Genomic DNA, 16279 nt, shown 5'->3' on the forward strand with positions numbered 1-16279 from the left:
CCCCGCCGTCAGGACCGGCGCGGCGCCGCCGTCGACGTCCGCCGGACCAGGTGCGTGGGGTACGTCAGGCTGTCGGGCACGGGGGCGCCGTTGATCATCTCCATGAGCAGCATCGACGCGTCGGCTCCCTGCTGGTAGGCGTCCTGCCCGATGGTCGTGAGCCCGACCAGCTCGCCCAGGTCGTGCCCGTCGACGCCGATCACCGACAGGTCCCCGGGCACGTCCATGCCCAGGTCGCGCGCCGCGAGGATCGCCCCCATCGCCATCTCGTCCGACGCGGCGAACACCGCCGTGACGTCCGGACGCCGGCGCAGCAGCTCCTTGGTCGACGACCTGCCCCCCTCGACGTCGAAGCCCCCGTTGACGACCAGGTCGGGCGACGGCTCGATCCCGGCCTTGCGCAGCGCGCGCTCGTACCCCGTCGACCGCTCGACCGGCGGCGACCAGGACGAGACGAGGTCCGGCTGGCCCGTGATGTGCCCGACGACACGGTGCCCCAGGTCCAGCAGGTGGCGGGTCGCGAGCGACCCGGTCCGCACGTCGTCGAGCCGGACCGTCACCTGGTCCGCGGGCCCCGAGCCCACGAAGGCCAGCGGCGTCCCCAGGGCGACGAGCGAGGCCACCTCGTCGTCCTCGAGCGGGAGCCCGACCACGAGCGTGCCGTCGACCCGCCGACGCAGGACCGTCGGGTCGACCGTGCGACGCGGGCGCCCGTCGTCGACCTCGAACGTGTAGAGCAGCACGTCGTACCCGACCGAGCGCAGCGCACGCTCGGCGCCCTCGATGACGTTCGCGAAGAACCAGCGGCTCACCCACGGCGTGATGACACCGATCGTCCGGGTCCGCCCCGTCGCGAGCGACGCCGCCGACGGCGACGGGACGTACCCCAGCCGCTCGGCCTCCGCCCGGACCCGGGCCCGCGTCGAGGCCGACACGTTGGGCAGCCCTCGCAGCGCGCGCGAGACCGTCGCCGTCGACACGCCTGCTGCCTGAGCCACCTCGTCGATTCCTGCCACGAGGAGCGATTCTCCCACTGTCGGCCGGGAGCGACGATCTGCGCCGCCCGTGGTTGCACCTCCTGGGCCCTCCCGTGACACCCTGGGAGCAGGCCGGACGACGCCGCGACACCCGCGGCGACCCGGCACGAGCACCCACCCACCGAGAGGAACACCATGATCGAGCTGAGGACCCCCCGCGAGATCGAGCAGATGCGTCCGGCGGGCCGCTTCGTCGCGGACGTCCTCACGCAGGTCGGCGCGGCGGCCAAGGTCGGCGTCAACCTGCTCGAGCTCGACGCCATGGCGCACAAGATGATCGCGGAGCGCGGCGCCGAGTCCTGCTACATCGACTACCACCCCTCGTTCGGGGCGAGCCCGTTCGGCAAGGTCCTGTGCACGTCGGTCAACGACGCCGTGCTGCACGGCCTCCCGTTCGACTACCGCCTCCAGGATGGCGACCTGCTCAGCCTCGACTTCGCGGCGTCGGTCGACGGGTGGGTCTCCGACAGCGCGGTGTCGCTCGTCGTCGGGACCCCGCGTCCGGGCGACCGCGGCGCGGCCGACCGCAAGCTCATCGAGACGACCCAGGAGGCGCTGGCCGCAGGCATCGCGGCCGCTCAGCCGGGCAACAAGGTCGGCGACATCTCTGCCGCGATCGCGGCCGTGGGCCGCGCGGCCGGCTACCGGATCAACACCGACTTCGGCGGTCACGGCGTGGGTCGCACCATGCACGGCGACCCGCACGTGCCGAACGACGGCCGCAAGGGCCGCGGGTTCCCGCTCAAGCCGGGCCTCGTGATCGCGATCGAGCCGTGGTTCCTCGAGACGACCGACGAGATCTTCACCGACCCCGACGGCTGGACGCTGCGCAGCGCCGACGGCTCGCGCGGGGCGCACTCGGAGCACACGGTCGCGATCACGGAGGACGGTCCGCTCGTCCTGACCGCGCGCGACTGACGCTCGGCCCGAGGTCGGGGGCCGGTGTCGAGGTGGAGGGCCCGGCCCCCGGACCTCGACGCCGCTCCTCTACCGCGGCGAGACGTTCTTCTTGTAGAACGTCGCCGAGTCCTCGTACCCGAGCGCCAGGTAGAAGTCGCCCGCCCGTCTGCTCGCGAGCGCCACGTACGCCGCACCGGACCGCACGGCCCAGTCCTCGGCCGCCGTCATGAGCCCCCGGCCCACCCCGTGCCCGCGCAGCGCCGCGTCGACCGCGACCTCCTCGACCCACACCACGGGGCGGTTCGCGAGGAACGTCGGGTGCCGGTGCGCCAGCAGGTACCCGACGGCGCCGCTCCCCCGGTCCGCGACCAGCAGCAGGGCGTCGGGGGCCGTCAGGAGGGACCGGAACGTCGCCTCGAAGGGTTCGCGCTCGGGGCGGAAGGACGTCGCGAAGTCCCGGGCCAGGGGCCAGACCGCGTCGAGGTCGTCGAGGGTGGCCCGGCGGACGGTGGCGGTGGCGTTCACGCGCGCAGCCTAGCGCCCGGCCGGTCCCGCGCGAGCAGCCCGCGAGCCCTCAGACCAGGCTGCGCAGCACCGCGACCGCACCGGCCTCGTCGATGCTGCCCGTGACCTCGTCGGCCGCCTCCTTGACCTCGGGCTCGGCGTGCCCCATGGCCACCCCGCGACCGGCCCAGCGCAGCATGTCGATGTCGTTGCTGCCGTCGCCCACGGCCACGGTCGCACCCGGCGCGACCCCCAGCAGCCCGCGCACACGCTCGAGCGCGCTCGCCTTGGTCACCCCGAGCGGCGCGATGTCCATCCAGGCCGTCCACCCGACCGCGTACGTCACGTCGCTCAGCCCGAGGGACCTCGCGAGCTCGCTGAACTCCTCGCTCGTCGCGCCCGGCCCGCGCACCACGACTCGCGTGACCTCGCCCGACCACAGCTCCTCGAAGTCCACGACCCGGTGCTCCCCGTCGAGCTCACCGTGGGGGAACAGGTCGTTCATGCGGAAGCCGACGCCCACGTCCTCGACCGCGAAGAGCGCGTCGGGCAGGTGGTCGCGCAGGAGCCGCAGCGCGTTCTCCGGGTTGAACGTGATGACCTCGTCCACCACGTAGCCCGTGGGCGACGACGCGTCGAACCTGGCCGTCACCGACCCGTTGGAGCACACCATGTAGCCCTCGTCGAGGCCCAGGCGCTCCGCGATGGGCAGCACCGCGATGAGCGAGCGGCCCGACGACAGCATCACGTGGTGCCCTGCGGCCCGCACGGCCGCGATCGCCTCGACGACGCCCTCGCTCAGGACGTCCTCGTGGCTCAGGATCGTGCCGTCGATGTCGAGCGCAACGAGCAGCGGGCCCTCCCCCGGGCGCGCCGGGGACACCGCAGCGGTCTCGCCGGCGCCAGGAGCCGTGCCCGACGGCGCCACCTCGCCCGGGTGCGACGGCGCGCCCGCGGGGGCGGCGGCGTCGGGCCGGGTGGTGCTGGTGACAGCCTGCGAGGGGCCCGTCACGCCGTCCCCTTCGAGGAGCCCTTCGGCGAGCCGACCGGCTCGAGGACCTCGAGCCCGCCCAGGTAGGGCCGCAGGCCCTCCGGGACGCGGACCGAGCCGTCGGGCTGCTGGTGGTTCTCGAGGATCGCGACGATCCAGCGCGTCGTCCCCAGCGTGCCGTTGAGCGTCGCGACCGTGCGGGTCTCCGTCTTGCCGTCGACCTCGACGCGCTCGCGCACGCCCAGGCGGCGGGCCTGGAACGTGGTGCAGTTCGAGGTCGAGGTCAGCTCGAGGTAGCGCTCCTGCGTGGGCAGCCAGGCCTCGCAGTCGAACTTGCGGGCCGCGCTCGATCCCAGGTCGCCCGCCGCGGTGTCGATCACGCGGTACGGCAGCTCGCACTTGCGCAGCATGGCCTCCTCCCAGGCGAGGAGACGCTGGTGCTCGGCCTCGGCGTCCGCGGGGTCGACGTAGCTGAACATCTCGACCTTGTGGAACTGGTGCACGCGGATGATGCCGCGCGTGTCCTTGCCGTACGACCCGGCCTCGCGGCGGTAGCACGCGCTCCAGCCCGCGTAGCGCTTGGGTCCGTCGGACAGGTCGAGGATCTCGCCCGAGTGATAACCCGCGAGCGCGACCTCGCTCGTGCCGACCAGGTACAGGTCGTCGGCCTCCAGGCGGTAGATCTCGTCCGCGTGCTCGCCCAGGAAGCCCGTGCCCTGCATGATCTCGGGGCGCACGAGCGTCGGCGTGATGACGGGCGTGAAGCCCTCCTGCGTCGCCTGGTCCATGGCCGCGTTGAGCAGCGCGAGCTCGAGGCGCGCCCCGACGCCGGTGAGGTAGTAGAACCGCGCGCCCGACACCTTGGCACCGCGCTCGGTGTCGATCGCGCGCAGGCCCTCGCCCAGCTCGAGGTGGTCGCGGGGCGTGAAGCCCTCGGCCGCGAAGTCGCGGACGGTGCCCTCCTCGCGGAGGACGACGTAGTCGTCCTCGCCGCCGGGAGGGGCTCCCGCGATCACGTTCGAGATCTTGTACAGGATCGCCTTGAGCTGCGCCTCGGCATCGTCGGCGTCCTTCTGGCGTGCCTTGACGCCCTCCGCGAGCTGCTTGGTGTGCGCGAGCAGGGCCGTCTTCTCGTCGCCCTTCGCCTGGGCGACCTTCTTGCCCAGGGACTTCTGCTCGGCGCGCATCTGCTCGAAGTCCGTCAGCGCGCTGCGACGGCGGGAGTCGGCGTCGAGCGCCTGGTCCACGAGGGCGGGGTCGTCGCCACGGGCCACCTGGCTGGCGCGGACGACGTCGGGGTTGTCGCGCAGAAGTCGAAGATCGATCACCTCTAGAGGGTATCCAACGTGCGGGCGGGCGCGGCACGGGCACGGTCGGGTACGTCACCTTCTGCGGCCTCGGGCGCCGCCGCCGGCACCCCTGGCGCTACCGTGTCGGACATGGCTTGGGAAATGTGGTTGGGGGTCGCTGCGGTCACGATCTCCGCGGTCGCGCTGACCGTCGCGCTGGCAGTCTGGTCCCAGCAGCGGCGCCGGCGCCGCCTCGACCCGCCGCTCGCGGTCGCCGAGGCGCTCGCCGAGGACGTCGGCCAGCTCATCGCGTTCGTCGCGAACCCGTCGAAGCCCGCGGTCGCGCACCTCGAGCGGACCGTGCGGCGCGTGTGCGCCGAGGCCGACCTGCCCGAGCCCCTGTGGCTCGAGACCACGATCGAGGACCCGGGCGTCGGGCAGACGCGCGAGGCCCTGGCACGCGGCGCCGACGTCGTGGTCGCGGTCGGCGGGGACGGCACCGTCCGCGCGGTCGCCGAGGCCATGGTCGGCACGGGCAGGCCCATGGGCCTGATCCCGCTCGGCACGGGCAACCTCCTCGCCCGCAACCTCGACCTGCCCATCGCCGACCCCGACGAGGCCCTGCGCATCGTGGTCGCGGGCGCGGACCGCGTGATCGACGTGGGCTGGGCGCGCGTCCTGGAGTTCGCCGAGCCCGACGGCGCCGCGCGCGAGACGGCGCGGACCGGCGCCCCGGGACGGGACGCGGCGGGTGACGGCGTCGTCGTCGACGCCCTGGACGCCGACCCGGCCGCGGACGGGACGGGCGTCGACGGCGCCGCTGCCGACGCGCCCCCCGAGCCGGACACGCAGACCGAGCACATCTTCCTCGTCATCGCCGGGCTGGGTTTCGACGCCGCCATGGTCGCCGACGCCGACGCGACCCTCAAGGCCAGGGTGGGCTGGGTCGCGTACTTCGTGGCCGGCATCCGCCACCTGCACGGGCGCCGCCTGCGCGCGACGATCCAGCTCGACGACACCCCGCCGGTCAACGCCAAGCTCCGGACGCTGCTGATCGGCAACTGCGGCAAGCTGCCCGGGGGCATCACGCTCCTGCCCGACGCGGTGCTCGACGACGGCATCCTCGACATCGCCGCGATCGACACCCGAGGCGGCGTCGTCGGGTGGGCGCAGCTCTTCGGGGACGTCGTCATGCAAGGCTTCGGTGTCCGCAACGACCTGCCCGCCAAGATCGGCCGCATCGACCACGCACGCGCCCGGCGGGTCCGTGTCCGTGTCGAGGGCGGCGAGCAGGCGCAGGTGGACGGCGACCTCCTGGGGCGGGCCGTCGAGCTCGAGGCCTGGGTCGAGCCGGGCGGGCTCGTCGTGCGGACGGCCTGACGGCCCGGCATCATTCGTCCTGACCTACCGACCGAGGAGCACCCCCTAGATGACCGCACTGCAGGACGCCCCTCGGCCGCCGGGCCTGGCGCCCTCGACCCGCACCCTGCTCAGCCTGGCCGCCGCCGTGATCGTCCTCGCGGGGGTCTACCTCGCGCGCGGCCTGTTCGGCCCGCTCGCCCTCGCGGCGGTCGTCGTCATCATCGTGCAGCCCGTGCGGGCACCGCTCGAACGCCGTGGCTGGCCGCGCTGGGCCGCGACGACCGCGACCATCGTCGTGGCGTACCTGATCCTCGGGGCGCTCGCCGCGCTGCTCGCGTTCGCGGGCGTGCAGTTCGCGGGTCTCGTGGGGCAGTACCTCGACGACCTGTCGACCATGGTCGAGCAGGCGACGGCGTGGCTCGAGTCGTTCGGCGTCGAGGGGCAGGTGACGGAGGCCCTGGCGTCCTGGCTCGACCCGAGCACGCTCGCAGGCCTCGCGGCGAGCGTCGGCGGGACGGCCATGACGGTCCTGACGGCCTTCTTCTTCGTGCTCGCCTACGTGATCTTCATGGCCGCCGACGCGACGCGGTACCAGGACGCCCGTGCCCGCTTCGGCGGGCAGCGCCCGGCGACGCTCGACCGGATCACCGCGTACAACTCGGGGGTCCGCCGGTACTTCGTCGTGAACGCGTCGTTCGGCGCGGTCGTGGCCGTGATCGACGGCGTGGCCCTGTGGTGGATGGGTGTCCCCGCCCCCGCCGTCTGGGCGATCCTCGCGTTCGTCACCAACTTCGTCCCGAACATCGGGTTCGTGCTCGGCGTGGTCCCACCGACGGTCATGGCGCTCGTGGTGGGCGGCTGGCCCCTGGCCCTCGCGGTCGTCGCGGTGTACTGCGTGGTCAACGTGGTCCTGCAGGTGCTCGTCCAGCCCAAGTTCGTGGCGGACGCCGTGAACCTGAGCCTCACGCTCAGCTTCTTCTCGGTCGTGTTCTGGACCCTCGTGATCGGTCCGCTCGGGGCGATCCTCGCGATCCCGCTCACGCTCCTGACCCGGGCGCTCGTCGTCGAGGGCGACCCGGGCTCGGGCTGGCTCCGCTACCTGTCCGGCGACACGTCGGCCGCACCGCCCGCGGGGCCGCCCGAGCCGACCGGCCCGTCGGATCCCGACGGGCCCGCGTCCGGTTCGCCCGGGTCGCCCGGGTCGCAGGACGAGGGCGGGGCCGACGCCGACCCTCGCCCCGACGAGCCGACGGGCGCCTCCGCCGGTGCCCCACCGCTCGAGCGCGAGCCCTGAGAGCCCCGGCCCGCCCGGGGGCGCCTTAGGCCGTGCTGCGCCGACCTCGTGGAGGATCGGTGCCCGACGTCGCGGCCCCGCCCAGCCGCCTCCGTCCGCCCCGTAGGCTGGTCAGGTGACGAAACCGGCCCCCGCACAGACCTCTCGTCGCACCCGTCGTCGCGGGTTCGTCGCGCTGCTCATCGCGCTCGCCTCCCTCGTCGGGACGGCGCTGCCCGCGACCGCCGACCCCGCGACGGCGCCGACCCCCACGGACCCGACGGTCGTCGTCGGGGTCGGCGGGCTCCACTGGTCCGACGTGAGCCGGGCGTCGACCCCGACCCTGTGGTCGATGCTCCGCGAGGGGTCCGCCGCGTCGATCTCGGTGCGGACCGCGACGACCGTGACGTGCCCGGTCGACGCCTGGCTGACCCTGTCGGCCGGGGGCAAGTCCCTGGCGCCGCAGCCGGCACCGAGCGAGGACCCCACGACGCTGCCGTCGGAGCCCACGCCGGAGACCGGGTCGTACGTCCCGCTCGACTGCCCTCCCGTGCCGACCGTCCAGGCGACCTCCACGGACATCGTCGGCCCGGCGCACGTCGACGGGTGGGAGTCCTTGACGGTCGACCCGGCCGTCGAGCCGAACGAGGTCCCCGTCGCCGCCACGTCGGGCACCCCGGGAACCCTGGGCTCGCTGATCGCGACGACGGGGACGTGCTCGACGGCGGTCGGTCCCGGTGGGGCCATCGCCCTCGCCGACCAGAACGGTGACGTCGCGCGGTACACGACCGCCCTGGAGAACCTCTCGTCCGACGAGCTCGCCCGTTGCCCCGTGACGGTCGCCGACCTGGGCGAGCTCCCGTCGGACCCGGCGGACCGCCGGGAGGCCCTGCGCGGGCTGGACGAGACGCTGGCCATGCTCGTCGAGGCGATCCCCACGGGCTCGTCGGTCGTCGTCGCGGGCGTCTCGGACACCCCGGTCGAGGCGCACGGGCTCCAGGTCGTCGTCGACTGGCGCAAGGGCACCACCACCGCGGGCTGGCTCGCGTCGGCCTCGACCCGTCGACCCGGGATCGTCTCGCTCGCAGACCTCGCCGCGACGATCGGTGCGAGCGCGGGTGCGGACGTCTCCGACCTGCTGGGCTCACCGTTCGAGGTCGACGAGAAGCGGCGCATGAGCACCGAGCGCACGGTCGAGAACCGTCGCTACCTGAACGAGATGAGCACGACGTCGACGTTCGTCCTGCCGATCTTCGTCGGGATCGTCGTGCTCGGCGCCGCGGCGGCCGTCGGGACGGTGCTGCTCGGTCGACGCCGTCACGGCGGACCGGGGCCCGTCACGAGGCGGCTCTCGACCGCTTCCCTGCTGCTCGCGGCGAGCGCACCGGCGGGGGCCTACCTCGCGGCCCTGTCGCGATGGTGGGTCTCGCCGGCCCCGACGTTCACCGCGGCCCTGTGGTGCGTCGTCGGGACGGTCGCGGTCGCCCTCGCGGCCTGGCTCGTCTCCCGGCTGCTCCCCGTGGGGCGGTGGCGGATCGCCGCGGCGGCGGCGGGGATCACCTGGCTGATCCTGACGGTCGACGGTCTCACCGGGACGGTGCTCCAGCAGGGGTCGATCCTGGGCTCGACCCCGTCGCTCGGGGCGCGGTTCTACGGGTTCGGCAACATGACCTTCGCCGTCTACGCGGCCAGCGCGCTCGTGCTCGCGGGCGCCGTGGCCGCGCGCCTCGGCGACCTGGGCCGGCGGCGGGCCGCGATCGCCGCTGCCACCGCGATCGGCGTCGTCACGGTGGTCGTCGACGGCTGGCCGGCCTTCGGCGCCGACTTCGGGGGCATCATCGCCCTCGTCCCCGGCTTCACGGTCCTCGTGGTCGGCGTCGCGGGCGCGCGGTTCACCGTCCGACGGGTCCTGATGGCGGGCGTGCTCACGGTCACGGTCGTGGGGCTCGTGGCCGCGATCGACTGGCTGCGTCCGGGCAAGCCGTCGCACCTGGGCATCTTCTTCGGGAACGTGCTGGACGGCGACGCGTTCGGCGTCGTCGCGTCCAAGGCCGCGGGCGCCTGGGCGACCGTCGCGAACCCTGCGGGCGCGCTCGCGGCGGTCCTGTGCGTCGTCGCGTGCCTCGCGCTCGTCGGCCCCGTGCGCTTCCGCCCCGCAGGGCTGCGCACGCAGTACGACACGTGGCCCCAGCTCAGGACGACCGTGGTCGCCGTGGTGACGGTCGCTGTCGTGGGCACCCTGGCCAACGACTCCGGGATCGTCGTGGCCGCGTTCACCCTGGTCATGGCGGCGTGCTTGATCGGCGCCGCGTGGGTCGGCGACGTGCAGCCCGAGCCCGCGACGCTCGACCCGCGGCTGGACGCGCCTGTCCGACGCATGCCCGCGGTGCTCCTCGCCGTCGGCGGCGGCCTCCTCGCCACGGTCCTGCTCGCCCTCGTCGTCGTCCCGACCCCGAAGAACCTGGCCGCCGTCGCAGGCGCCGTCCCGTCGGCCCACGGTGAGCCCGTCGCGGCACCGGGCACCGCCGTGGTCGTCGTCGGGACGGCAGGGGTCCGCTGGACGGACCTCTCCCCCGCGGTGACCCCGACGCTGTGGGGCATGATGCGCGACGGTGCGAGCGCGGGCGGCATCTCGCCCGGCGTGACGGGCCGCAACGGGCAGTGCGTCGGCGCGGGCTGGCTCGCCCTGTCGGCCGGGCGGGCGCCCGTGACCGGGGAGATGCAGGACGGGTCCTGGGCGTGCGCCCCCTGGAGCGTGTCGGCCGCGGACGCCACCTCGACGTCGGGTGCCGCGACGGTCGACGGCTGGGAGCCCCTGTCCGACCTCCAGGCCTCCTCGGAGTTCCGGCCCCGGCTCGGTGTGCTCGGCGACCAGCTCGCCGACGGCGACGTGTGCGCGACCGCGATCGGGCCCGGGGCGGCGCTCGCGCTGGCGCGGACGGACGGGAGCGTGGATCGCTACCTCGAGGTCGAGCAGGCCCTCGCGGACCCTGCCGCGGCGTTCTCGTGCCCCGTGACCATGGTCGACGCCGGGGCCGCGCCGTTCGGGACGGCCAGGGTGGACGACGCCGCAGCGGCAGACGCGGCGGAAGACGCCGCGGCGGCGGAGGCCGGTCTCACCGGCACCACCGCACAGGACGACGCAGCAGCAGGCGACGCGGCTGAAGGCGAGAGCGGCCCCTCGGCGGCCGACGTCCGCGACGCCGAGCTCCGCGCGATCGACTCGACGGTCCGGCAGGTGCTGCGCGCCAGCCCGTCGGGGGCGACGGTCCTCGTGGTCGACGTCGGGAACCCGGCCGTCGCCCGTCCGTTCCTCGGTGTCGCGCTCGCCGACACGGCCGGGGAGACCACGCCACGCTACCTGTCCGCCGCGTCGACCAAGTGGGAAGGGGTCGTCCGCCTGCTCGACGTGCCGACGACCGTCCTCGACGCCGCAGTCGTGCCGCAGCCGCCGCAGTTCACCGGGGCTCCCCTGGTGTCGTCGGCGCCGCGCCCCACCGACGTCGCGACGTCGGTGGACCAGCTCTCCGACCTGACGCTGCGCGACCAGGCGCTGCGCGGGGTCGCGGGGAGCGTCACGACGATCCCGCTGTGGATCGCGCTCGCGATCCTCGCCGCAGCAGCCTTCCTGGGGCCGCGCCTCGCCGGCGCCCGCCCCTGGTCGGCACGCCTCGCCCGGTCCGTGGCGGACGGGTCGATGCTCTTCCTCGCGGCCCTGCCCGCGGGGCTCTTCCTCATGACGACGTGGGCCTGGTGGCGTTTCGGCACGACGAGCGCCGCGATGTGGGCGTCGATGATCGGGTGCACCGCGATCGTGGCGGGCGTCGGCGCGCTCGCCCCGCGGCGGCCGGCCTGGGCCGGGCCCGCGCTGATCTCCGGTCTCACGTTCGTGGTCCTGACCCTGGACGCGGTCCTCGGCACCCCGCTGCACCGTGGCAGCCCGCTCGGTCCGTCCCCGACGCTGGGCGGGCGGTTCTACGGCTACGGCAACCCGACGTACTCGGTGTACGTGGTGGCGGCGCTCTTCACCGCCGCTGCCGTCGCGACGATCCTCCTGCGACGCGGGCACAAGGTCCTCGCGATCCTCGCCACGGCGGGGATCGGTGCGGTCGCGACGGTCGTCGACCTCTGGCCGACGCTCGGAGCCGACGTCGGCGGCGGGCTCGTGCTCGTGCCGGCGTGCGCGGTCCTCGTGCTCCACGTCGCGAACGTCCGGGTGACGCTCCAACGACTGTTCCTGATCGGCGTCGCCGGAGTCGTGCTCGTGGGCGTCATCGGGGTGCTCGACTGGATGCAGCCCGCCTCCGAGCGATCGCACCTGGGCATCTTCGTGCAGTCCGTCATCGACGGCACCGCGTGGGAGACCATCGCCCGCAAGGCGGGGTACGCCCTGCGCACGGTGACGAGCGGCGTCCCCGCCTGGCTGACCCTCGTGATCGTGGTCGCGACCGCGCTCATGCTGTGGCGCGCGGTCCGCTGGACACCGCGGTGGTTCGCGCGGACCGAGGAGCAGTGGCCGATCCTGCGGCCGCTGCTGTGGTCGCTGCTCCTCGCAGCCCTCGGCGGTGCCGTCGTCAACGACTACGGGGTCCGCATCGCGACCGTCATGCTGTTCGCGGCGGTCCCGCTCGTGGGGCTGCTCGCGCTGCGCTCCTCACCCGACACCCGGGAGGGCACGGGACGGACGGACGCGACGTCGTCGGGCCGTGTGCCTTCCCCGCCCGACGGAGCCGGCGCACCCGACGACGCCGCGGAACCTGCGGCGTCGGGCCGCTAGGACGACGCAGCGCCCGGGCGGAGACCGCCCGGGCGCTGCGTCGTGAACGACCTATCTCGAGTGCTTGCTGCCGCTCAGCGCGTCGATCGCGCTGCGCATGCGGCGCGCCCCGACCGCGAGCTGCACGTCGCGGTACTGGTTCGCGCGGTGGATCTGACCCTTGAGGTCCGAGCCCGACGGGCGGTGGCGCAGGTCGCACGGCACCTCGACCGCGACGTACCCCTTGCGGAGCAGGTCGATCGTCAGCCCCGTCTCCACGCCCCAGCCGCGCGCGAGCGGCGTCGCGGCCTCGAACGCCTCACGCGTGAGGCAGCGCATGCCGGACAACGGCTGCGTGGGCGTCCACCCCGTCATCGACTGGATCGCGCGACGTGCCGCCCCCACGACGATCCCGCGGCCGCCCGCACCGGGCTGCGGCGGGAGCAGGGCGATCGACATGTCCGCGGCACCGTTCAGCACCGGGTCCACGAGCGGCGCCGTGTTGACCGCGGTCTCCCCCAGGTCGCCGTCGATGAACAGCAGGAGGCGAGCGGGGCGGTCCGCGACGTCACGCATCGCGACCACCGCGGCGCCCGTCTCCATGGCCGCCGCCTTGCCGCGGTTGTGCGAGTGCCGCACGACGACGGCCCCTGCCTCGCGCGCGACGTGCTGGGTGCTGTCCTCGCTGCCGTCGTCGACCACCAGGACGAGGTCCACGTGCGGGATCGCCTTGGCTGCCCGCACCGTCGCCGCGATGCGGCGCGCCTCGTCCTTGGCGGGGATGATCACCGCGACCCGCTGCTTCTGCTTGCCACCCCCAGGGAGCAGCGCAGGACGCGGGGTCTTGGCCACCGGGAGCGCGTGCGTCCCGTTCGCGGGGACACCGACGGCCTCGCCGGTGGTTCCGGTGGTGGGGTTCTTTCCTGACTCGGTCGACCGATGGTCCGCGTTCACGCCGTCCAGCCTAGTAGTGCAAAGAGTTTCCCGCAGTTTGCCACACACATGGTGGCAAAGTCACGACAGTCCCCCCGGGAACGGTGTTCTCGGGTTCTTGACGAGGTATTGCCCCCTGCTCAGAACCTCGGCGTCGGCGCGTCCGACCTCAGCGCAGCGTGACCTGACGCGACACGATGCCCGCGCGCGCTCGTCGCTCGTTCGCGTCGAGCGGCTCCGTGACCGCGAGCGCCGCGTCCAGCTTCGCCTTGAGCTCCTGGACGGGCTCCTCCAGGTCCGCCGCCTGCGTGCCCCGCGGCAGCTCCCACACCGGCACCAGCAGGCCGCTCGACCGGAACGCCCCGACGAACTTGCCGCCGCCCAGACCCGACTCGCGCTTCGCGTGCAGGCGCGAGATCGCGTCGATCAGTTCCTCCTCGGCCACGGGCCACGCCCAGCGCAGGAACTCACGGCTCATCGAGCACCAGTACGCCGACTCGACCGACTCGAGCTTGACCGTCGGGACGATCGACTCCGACGCCTGCTCGAGCGACGCCTTCAGGTCCGGCGTGACGTCGGTCGTCGGGTCGAGCCAGAACGAGAAGTCGTCGTGGACCGTGACCTCGAACGGCACCGACAGGTCCAGGACGTCCTGCAGACGCGGGCCCGGGCCGGGCAGCTCGCCCAGCTCGACCGACGTCCCCGGCTCGGCCTCGATGGCCTCCAGGAGCGCCGCCGCGAGGTCACGGCTCGTGTCCCCCGAGCCCGCGATCGTCTGGAGCGCCAGGAGGATCTTGCCGTCCTGACGGTGCAGCGCGGCCCACCCGGCCGGCAGGACCGTCACCACGAGGACGTCGCGCGCGCCGAACTCCTCGGTGGTGCGGGCGGGTGCCGAGGCCGACGGGACGACCTCCCGCAGGGCGACCCAGTCGGTCTCGCCGGGGAGGCCCTCGAAGGGGCGCAGCACGAAGTCGGGCGTCGAGTTCTTGGCCATGGGGGAAGTGTAGTGGGAGCGGATGAGGGGGTGGTGCGGGGTCCGGCGGACCCGCTACCGCTCGATCGGCAGCCCGCGCTGCGCCCACGCGGCCATGCCGCCGTCGAGGTTCGTCGCGTCGAAGTCGCCCTGGTTGAGCCAGGCGGCGGCGCGCGCCGAGCGGCCGCCCGAGTGGCAGATCACGAGGATCGGGACATCGGGGTCCAGCTCTCCCCAGCGGACGGGGAGCTCGCCGAGGGGGATGTGGACGGCGTCAGGCGCGTGGCCCGCGTCCCACTCGTCCTGCTCGCGCACGTCGAGGAGCACGACGCCCTCGGGGACGGGGCGCTCGGCGTCGAGCTCGGACACGTCGGTCGTGGGTACCTGGGGCGGGAACATGGTGACCAGCCTACGTTTCTGACGCGACGTCGTCGGGCCGGTCCGCGGACCAGGCGGTCGTGGTCGAGAATCCGGCCCGGACGAATCGCGACCGCCTGCTCGGCACCGACACCCCCACCAGTGGCAGGATCGGTCCATGGACCCACGCGCCGGTACGCCCGCCCAGCCCCAGGACCTCATCGACGTGGACGCCGTGGTCGGCGCCTACTACGACCTCTCCCCCGACGTCGACGACCCCGCGCAGAAGGTGGTGTTCGGGACGTCGGGCCACCGCGGGTCGAGCCTGGACCACGCGTTCAACGAGGGGCACATCATCGCGATCACCGCGGCGATCGTGGAGTACCGGCGCTCGCAGGGCACCGACGGTCCCCTGTTCATCGGCCGCGACACGCACGCGCTGTCGCTCCCTGCCTGGCAGACGGCCCTCGAGGTCCTGGCCGCGGCGGGCGTCCAGACGTACATCGACGCGCGCGACTCGTTCACTCCGACCCCGGCCGTGTCCCAGTCGATCCTGCTGCACAACGGAGCGGCCACCGAGGAAGGGGTCCGCACGAGCGGCCCGGGGCTCGCGGACGGCATCGTCGTGACGCCGTCGCACAACCCGCCCCGCGACGGCGGGTTCAAGTACAACCCGCCGCACGGCGGCCCCGCCGACTCCGAGGCGACGGGCTGGATCGCGGACCGCGCGAACGAGATCCTGCGCTCGGGGGCCGGCCAGGTCCGTCGCCTCCCGCTGGACCGGGCGCTGACCGCCGGCACGACGCACCGCCACGACTTCCTCACGGCGTACGTCGACGACCTGGCGAACGTGCTCGACCTCGAGGCCGTCCGTGACGCGGGCGTCTCGATCGGCGCCGACCCCCTGGGCGGCGCGTCGGTCGAGTACTGGGGCGAGATCGGGCCACGCTACGGGCTGGACCTGACGGTCGTGAACCCGCAGGTGGACCCGCGCTGGGGCTTCATGACCCTGGACTGGGACGGCAAGATCCGCATGGACTGCTCGTCGCCGTACGCCATGGCCTCGCTCGTGCAGAAGATGACCGACCCCGACGCGGCCTCGACGTTCGACATCGCGACGGGCAACGACGCGGACTCCGACCGCCACGGGATCGTGACCCCGGACGCGGGCCTCATGAACCCCAACCACTACCTCGCGGTCGCGATCGACTACCTGTACGGCGGCGCGCGCCCGGGGTGGCGGGACGACGCCGCGATCGGCAAGACCCTCGTGTCCTCCTCGCTCATCGACCGGGTCGGCGCGGGCCTGGGCCGTCGCGTCGACGAGGTGCCGGTCGGCTTCAAGTGGTTCGTGCCCGGGCTGCTCGACGGCTCGGTGGGCTTCGGTGGCGAGGAGTCCGCGGGGGCGTCGTTCCTGCGGAAGAACGGCGGCGTGTGGACCACGGACAAGGACGGCCTGCTGCTCGCGCTGCTCGCCTCCGAGATCCTCGCGACCACGGGCAAGACCCCGTCGCAGCACCACGCCCGGCTCGTCGAGCAGTACGGCGAGTCCTGGTACGCCCGCGTCGACGCGCCGGCCTCGCTCGAGGAGAAGTCTGCGCTCGCGAAGCTGAGCCCCGAGCAGGTCACGTCGACGACGCTCGCGGGCGAGGAGATCACCGCGAAGCTCACGAAGGCCCCGGGCAACGGCGCGGCGATCGGCGGTCTCAAGGTCACGACGGAGAACGCGTGGTTCGCGGCACGCCCCTCTGGCACGGAGAACGTGTACAAGATCTACGCCGAGTCGTTCGTCTCGGCCGAGCACCTGGCGCAGGTGCAGGACGAGGCCAAGCAGGTCGTCTCGGACGCCCTGGGCGGCTGACGCTCGGCCGCCGAGAACGGGGTTGAGGTCGCCATCGAGCTGA

General features: G+C 73.8%; 12 protein-coding genes. 5 read left to right on the forward strand and 7 right to left on the reverse strand.

Annotated elements, in window-relative coordinates; all coding sequences use genetic code 11:
• Positions 1–8: 8 nt before the first annotated feature.
• A complete protein-coding gene (locus NHG27_RS06695; protein ID WP_193720556.1) occupies positions 9–1016 on the reverse strand; it encodes a LacI family DNA-binding transcriptional regulator in 1008 nt (335 codons plus the stop codon).
• Between the two features lie 156 nt (positions 1017–1172).
• Between NHG27_RS06695 and map the strand changes: the two genes are divergently transcribed.
• Complete coding sequence (gene map, locus NHG27_RS06700; RefSeq protein ID WP_193720557.1) at positions 1173–1955, forward strand: type I methionyl aminopeptidase; 783 nt, start codon at positions 1173–1175, stop codon at positions 1953–1955.
• Positions 1956–2024: 69 nt separating this feature from the next.
• Here the strand turns inward: map and NHG27_RS06705 are convergent, their stop codons facing one another.
• From NHG27_RS06705 to serS, 3 genes are all read right to left on the reverse strand, one after another.
• Positions 2025–2462: a GNAT family N-acetyltransferase gene (locus tag NHG27_RS06705; RefSeq protein ID WP_193720558.1), complete on the reverse strand. Its 438-nt coding sequence runs from the start codon at positions 2460–2462 to the stop codon at positions 2025–2027.
• Between the two features lie 49 nt (positions 2463–2511).
• Entirely contained in the window at positions 2512–3324 is an 813-nt protein-coding gene (locus NHG27_RS06710) for an HAD family hydrolase (RefSeq protein WP_193720565.1), read from the reverse strand.
• 125 nt (positions 3325–3449) lie between these two features.
• A complete protein-coding gene (gene serS / locus NHG27_RS06715; protein ID WP_497015340.1) occupies positions 3450–4760 on the reverse strand; it encodes a serine--tRNA ligase in 1311 nt (436 codons plus the stop codon).
• Positions 4761–4871: 111 nt separating this feature from the next.
• Here serS and NHG27_RS06720 point away from each other — a divergent pair, with 111 nt between their 5' ends.
• The 3 genes from NHG27_RS06720 to NHG27_RS06730 all read left to right on the forward strand — a co-directional run bounded on the left by NHG27_RS06720 (position 4872) and on the right by NHG27_RS06730 (position 12133).
• The gene (locus NHG27_RS06720; protein WP_497015342.1) at positions 4872–6101 is read left to right on the forward strand and encodes a diacylglycerol/lipid kinase family protein; all 1230 of its coding nucleotides are present in this window, start codon (positions 4872–4874) and stop codon (positions 6099–6101) included.
• Between the two features lie 49 nt (positions 6102–6150).
• A complete protein-coding gene (locus tag NHG27_RS06725; protein WP_497015345.1) occupies positions 6151–7377 on the forward strand; it encodes an AI-2E family transporter in 1227 nt (408 codons plus the stop codon).
• A 115-nt stretch (positions 7378–7492) separates the two neighbouring features.
• Positions 7493–12133, forward strand: coding sequence for a hypothetical protein (locus NHG27_RS06730; RefSeq protein ID WP_497015347.1), 4641 nt, complete (start codon positions 7493–7495; stop codon positions 12131–12133).
• 51 nt (positions 12134–12184) lie between these two features.
• Here NHG27_RS06730 and NHG27_RS06735 read toward each other — a convergent pair whose 3' ends face one another.
• The 3 genes from NHG27_RS06735 to NHG27_RS06745 all read right to left on the reverse strand — a co-directional run bounded on the left by NHG27_RS06735 (position 12185) and on the right by NHG27_RS06745 (position 14417).
• Positions 12185–12964, reverse strand: a complete 780-nt coding sequence (locus tag NHG27_RS06735; RefSeq protein WP_193721545.1) for a glycosyltransferase family 2 protein — start codon at positions 12962–12964, stop codon at positions 12185–12187.
• Positions 12965–13214: 250 nt separating this feature from the next.
• Positions 13215–14039 carry a DUF5926 family protein gene (locus NHG27_RS06740; RefSeq protein ID WP_497015348.1) on the reverse strand — a complete coding sequence of 275 codons (825 nt, stop codon included), beginning with the start codon at positions 14037–14039 and terminating at the stop codon, positions 13215–13217.
• A 54-nt stretch (positions 14040–14093) separates the two neighbouring features.
• A complete protein-coding gene (locus NHG27_RS06745) occupies positions 14094–14417 on the reverse strand; it encodes a rhodanese-like domain-containing protein (protein WP_193721539.1) in 324 nt (107 codons plus the stop codon).
• Positions 14418–14553: 136 nt separating this feature from the next.
• On the opposite strand from NHG27_RS06745, the gene pgm reads away from it, so the two are divergent.
• A complete protein-coding gene (gene pgm, locus NHG27_RS06750; protein ID WP_497015351.1) occupies positions 14554–16236 on the forward strand; it encodes a phosphoglucomutase (alpha-D-glucose-1,6-bisphosphate-dependent) in 1683 nt (560 codons plus the stop codon).
• Positions 16237–16279 lie beyond the last annotated feature (43 nt).

The sequence above is a fragment of the Oerskovia sp. 140933 genome (assembly GCF_059651515.1).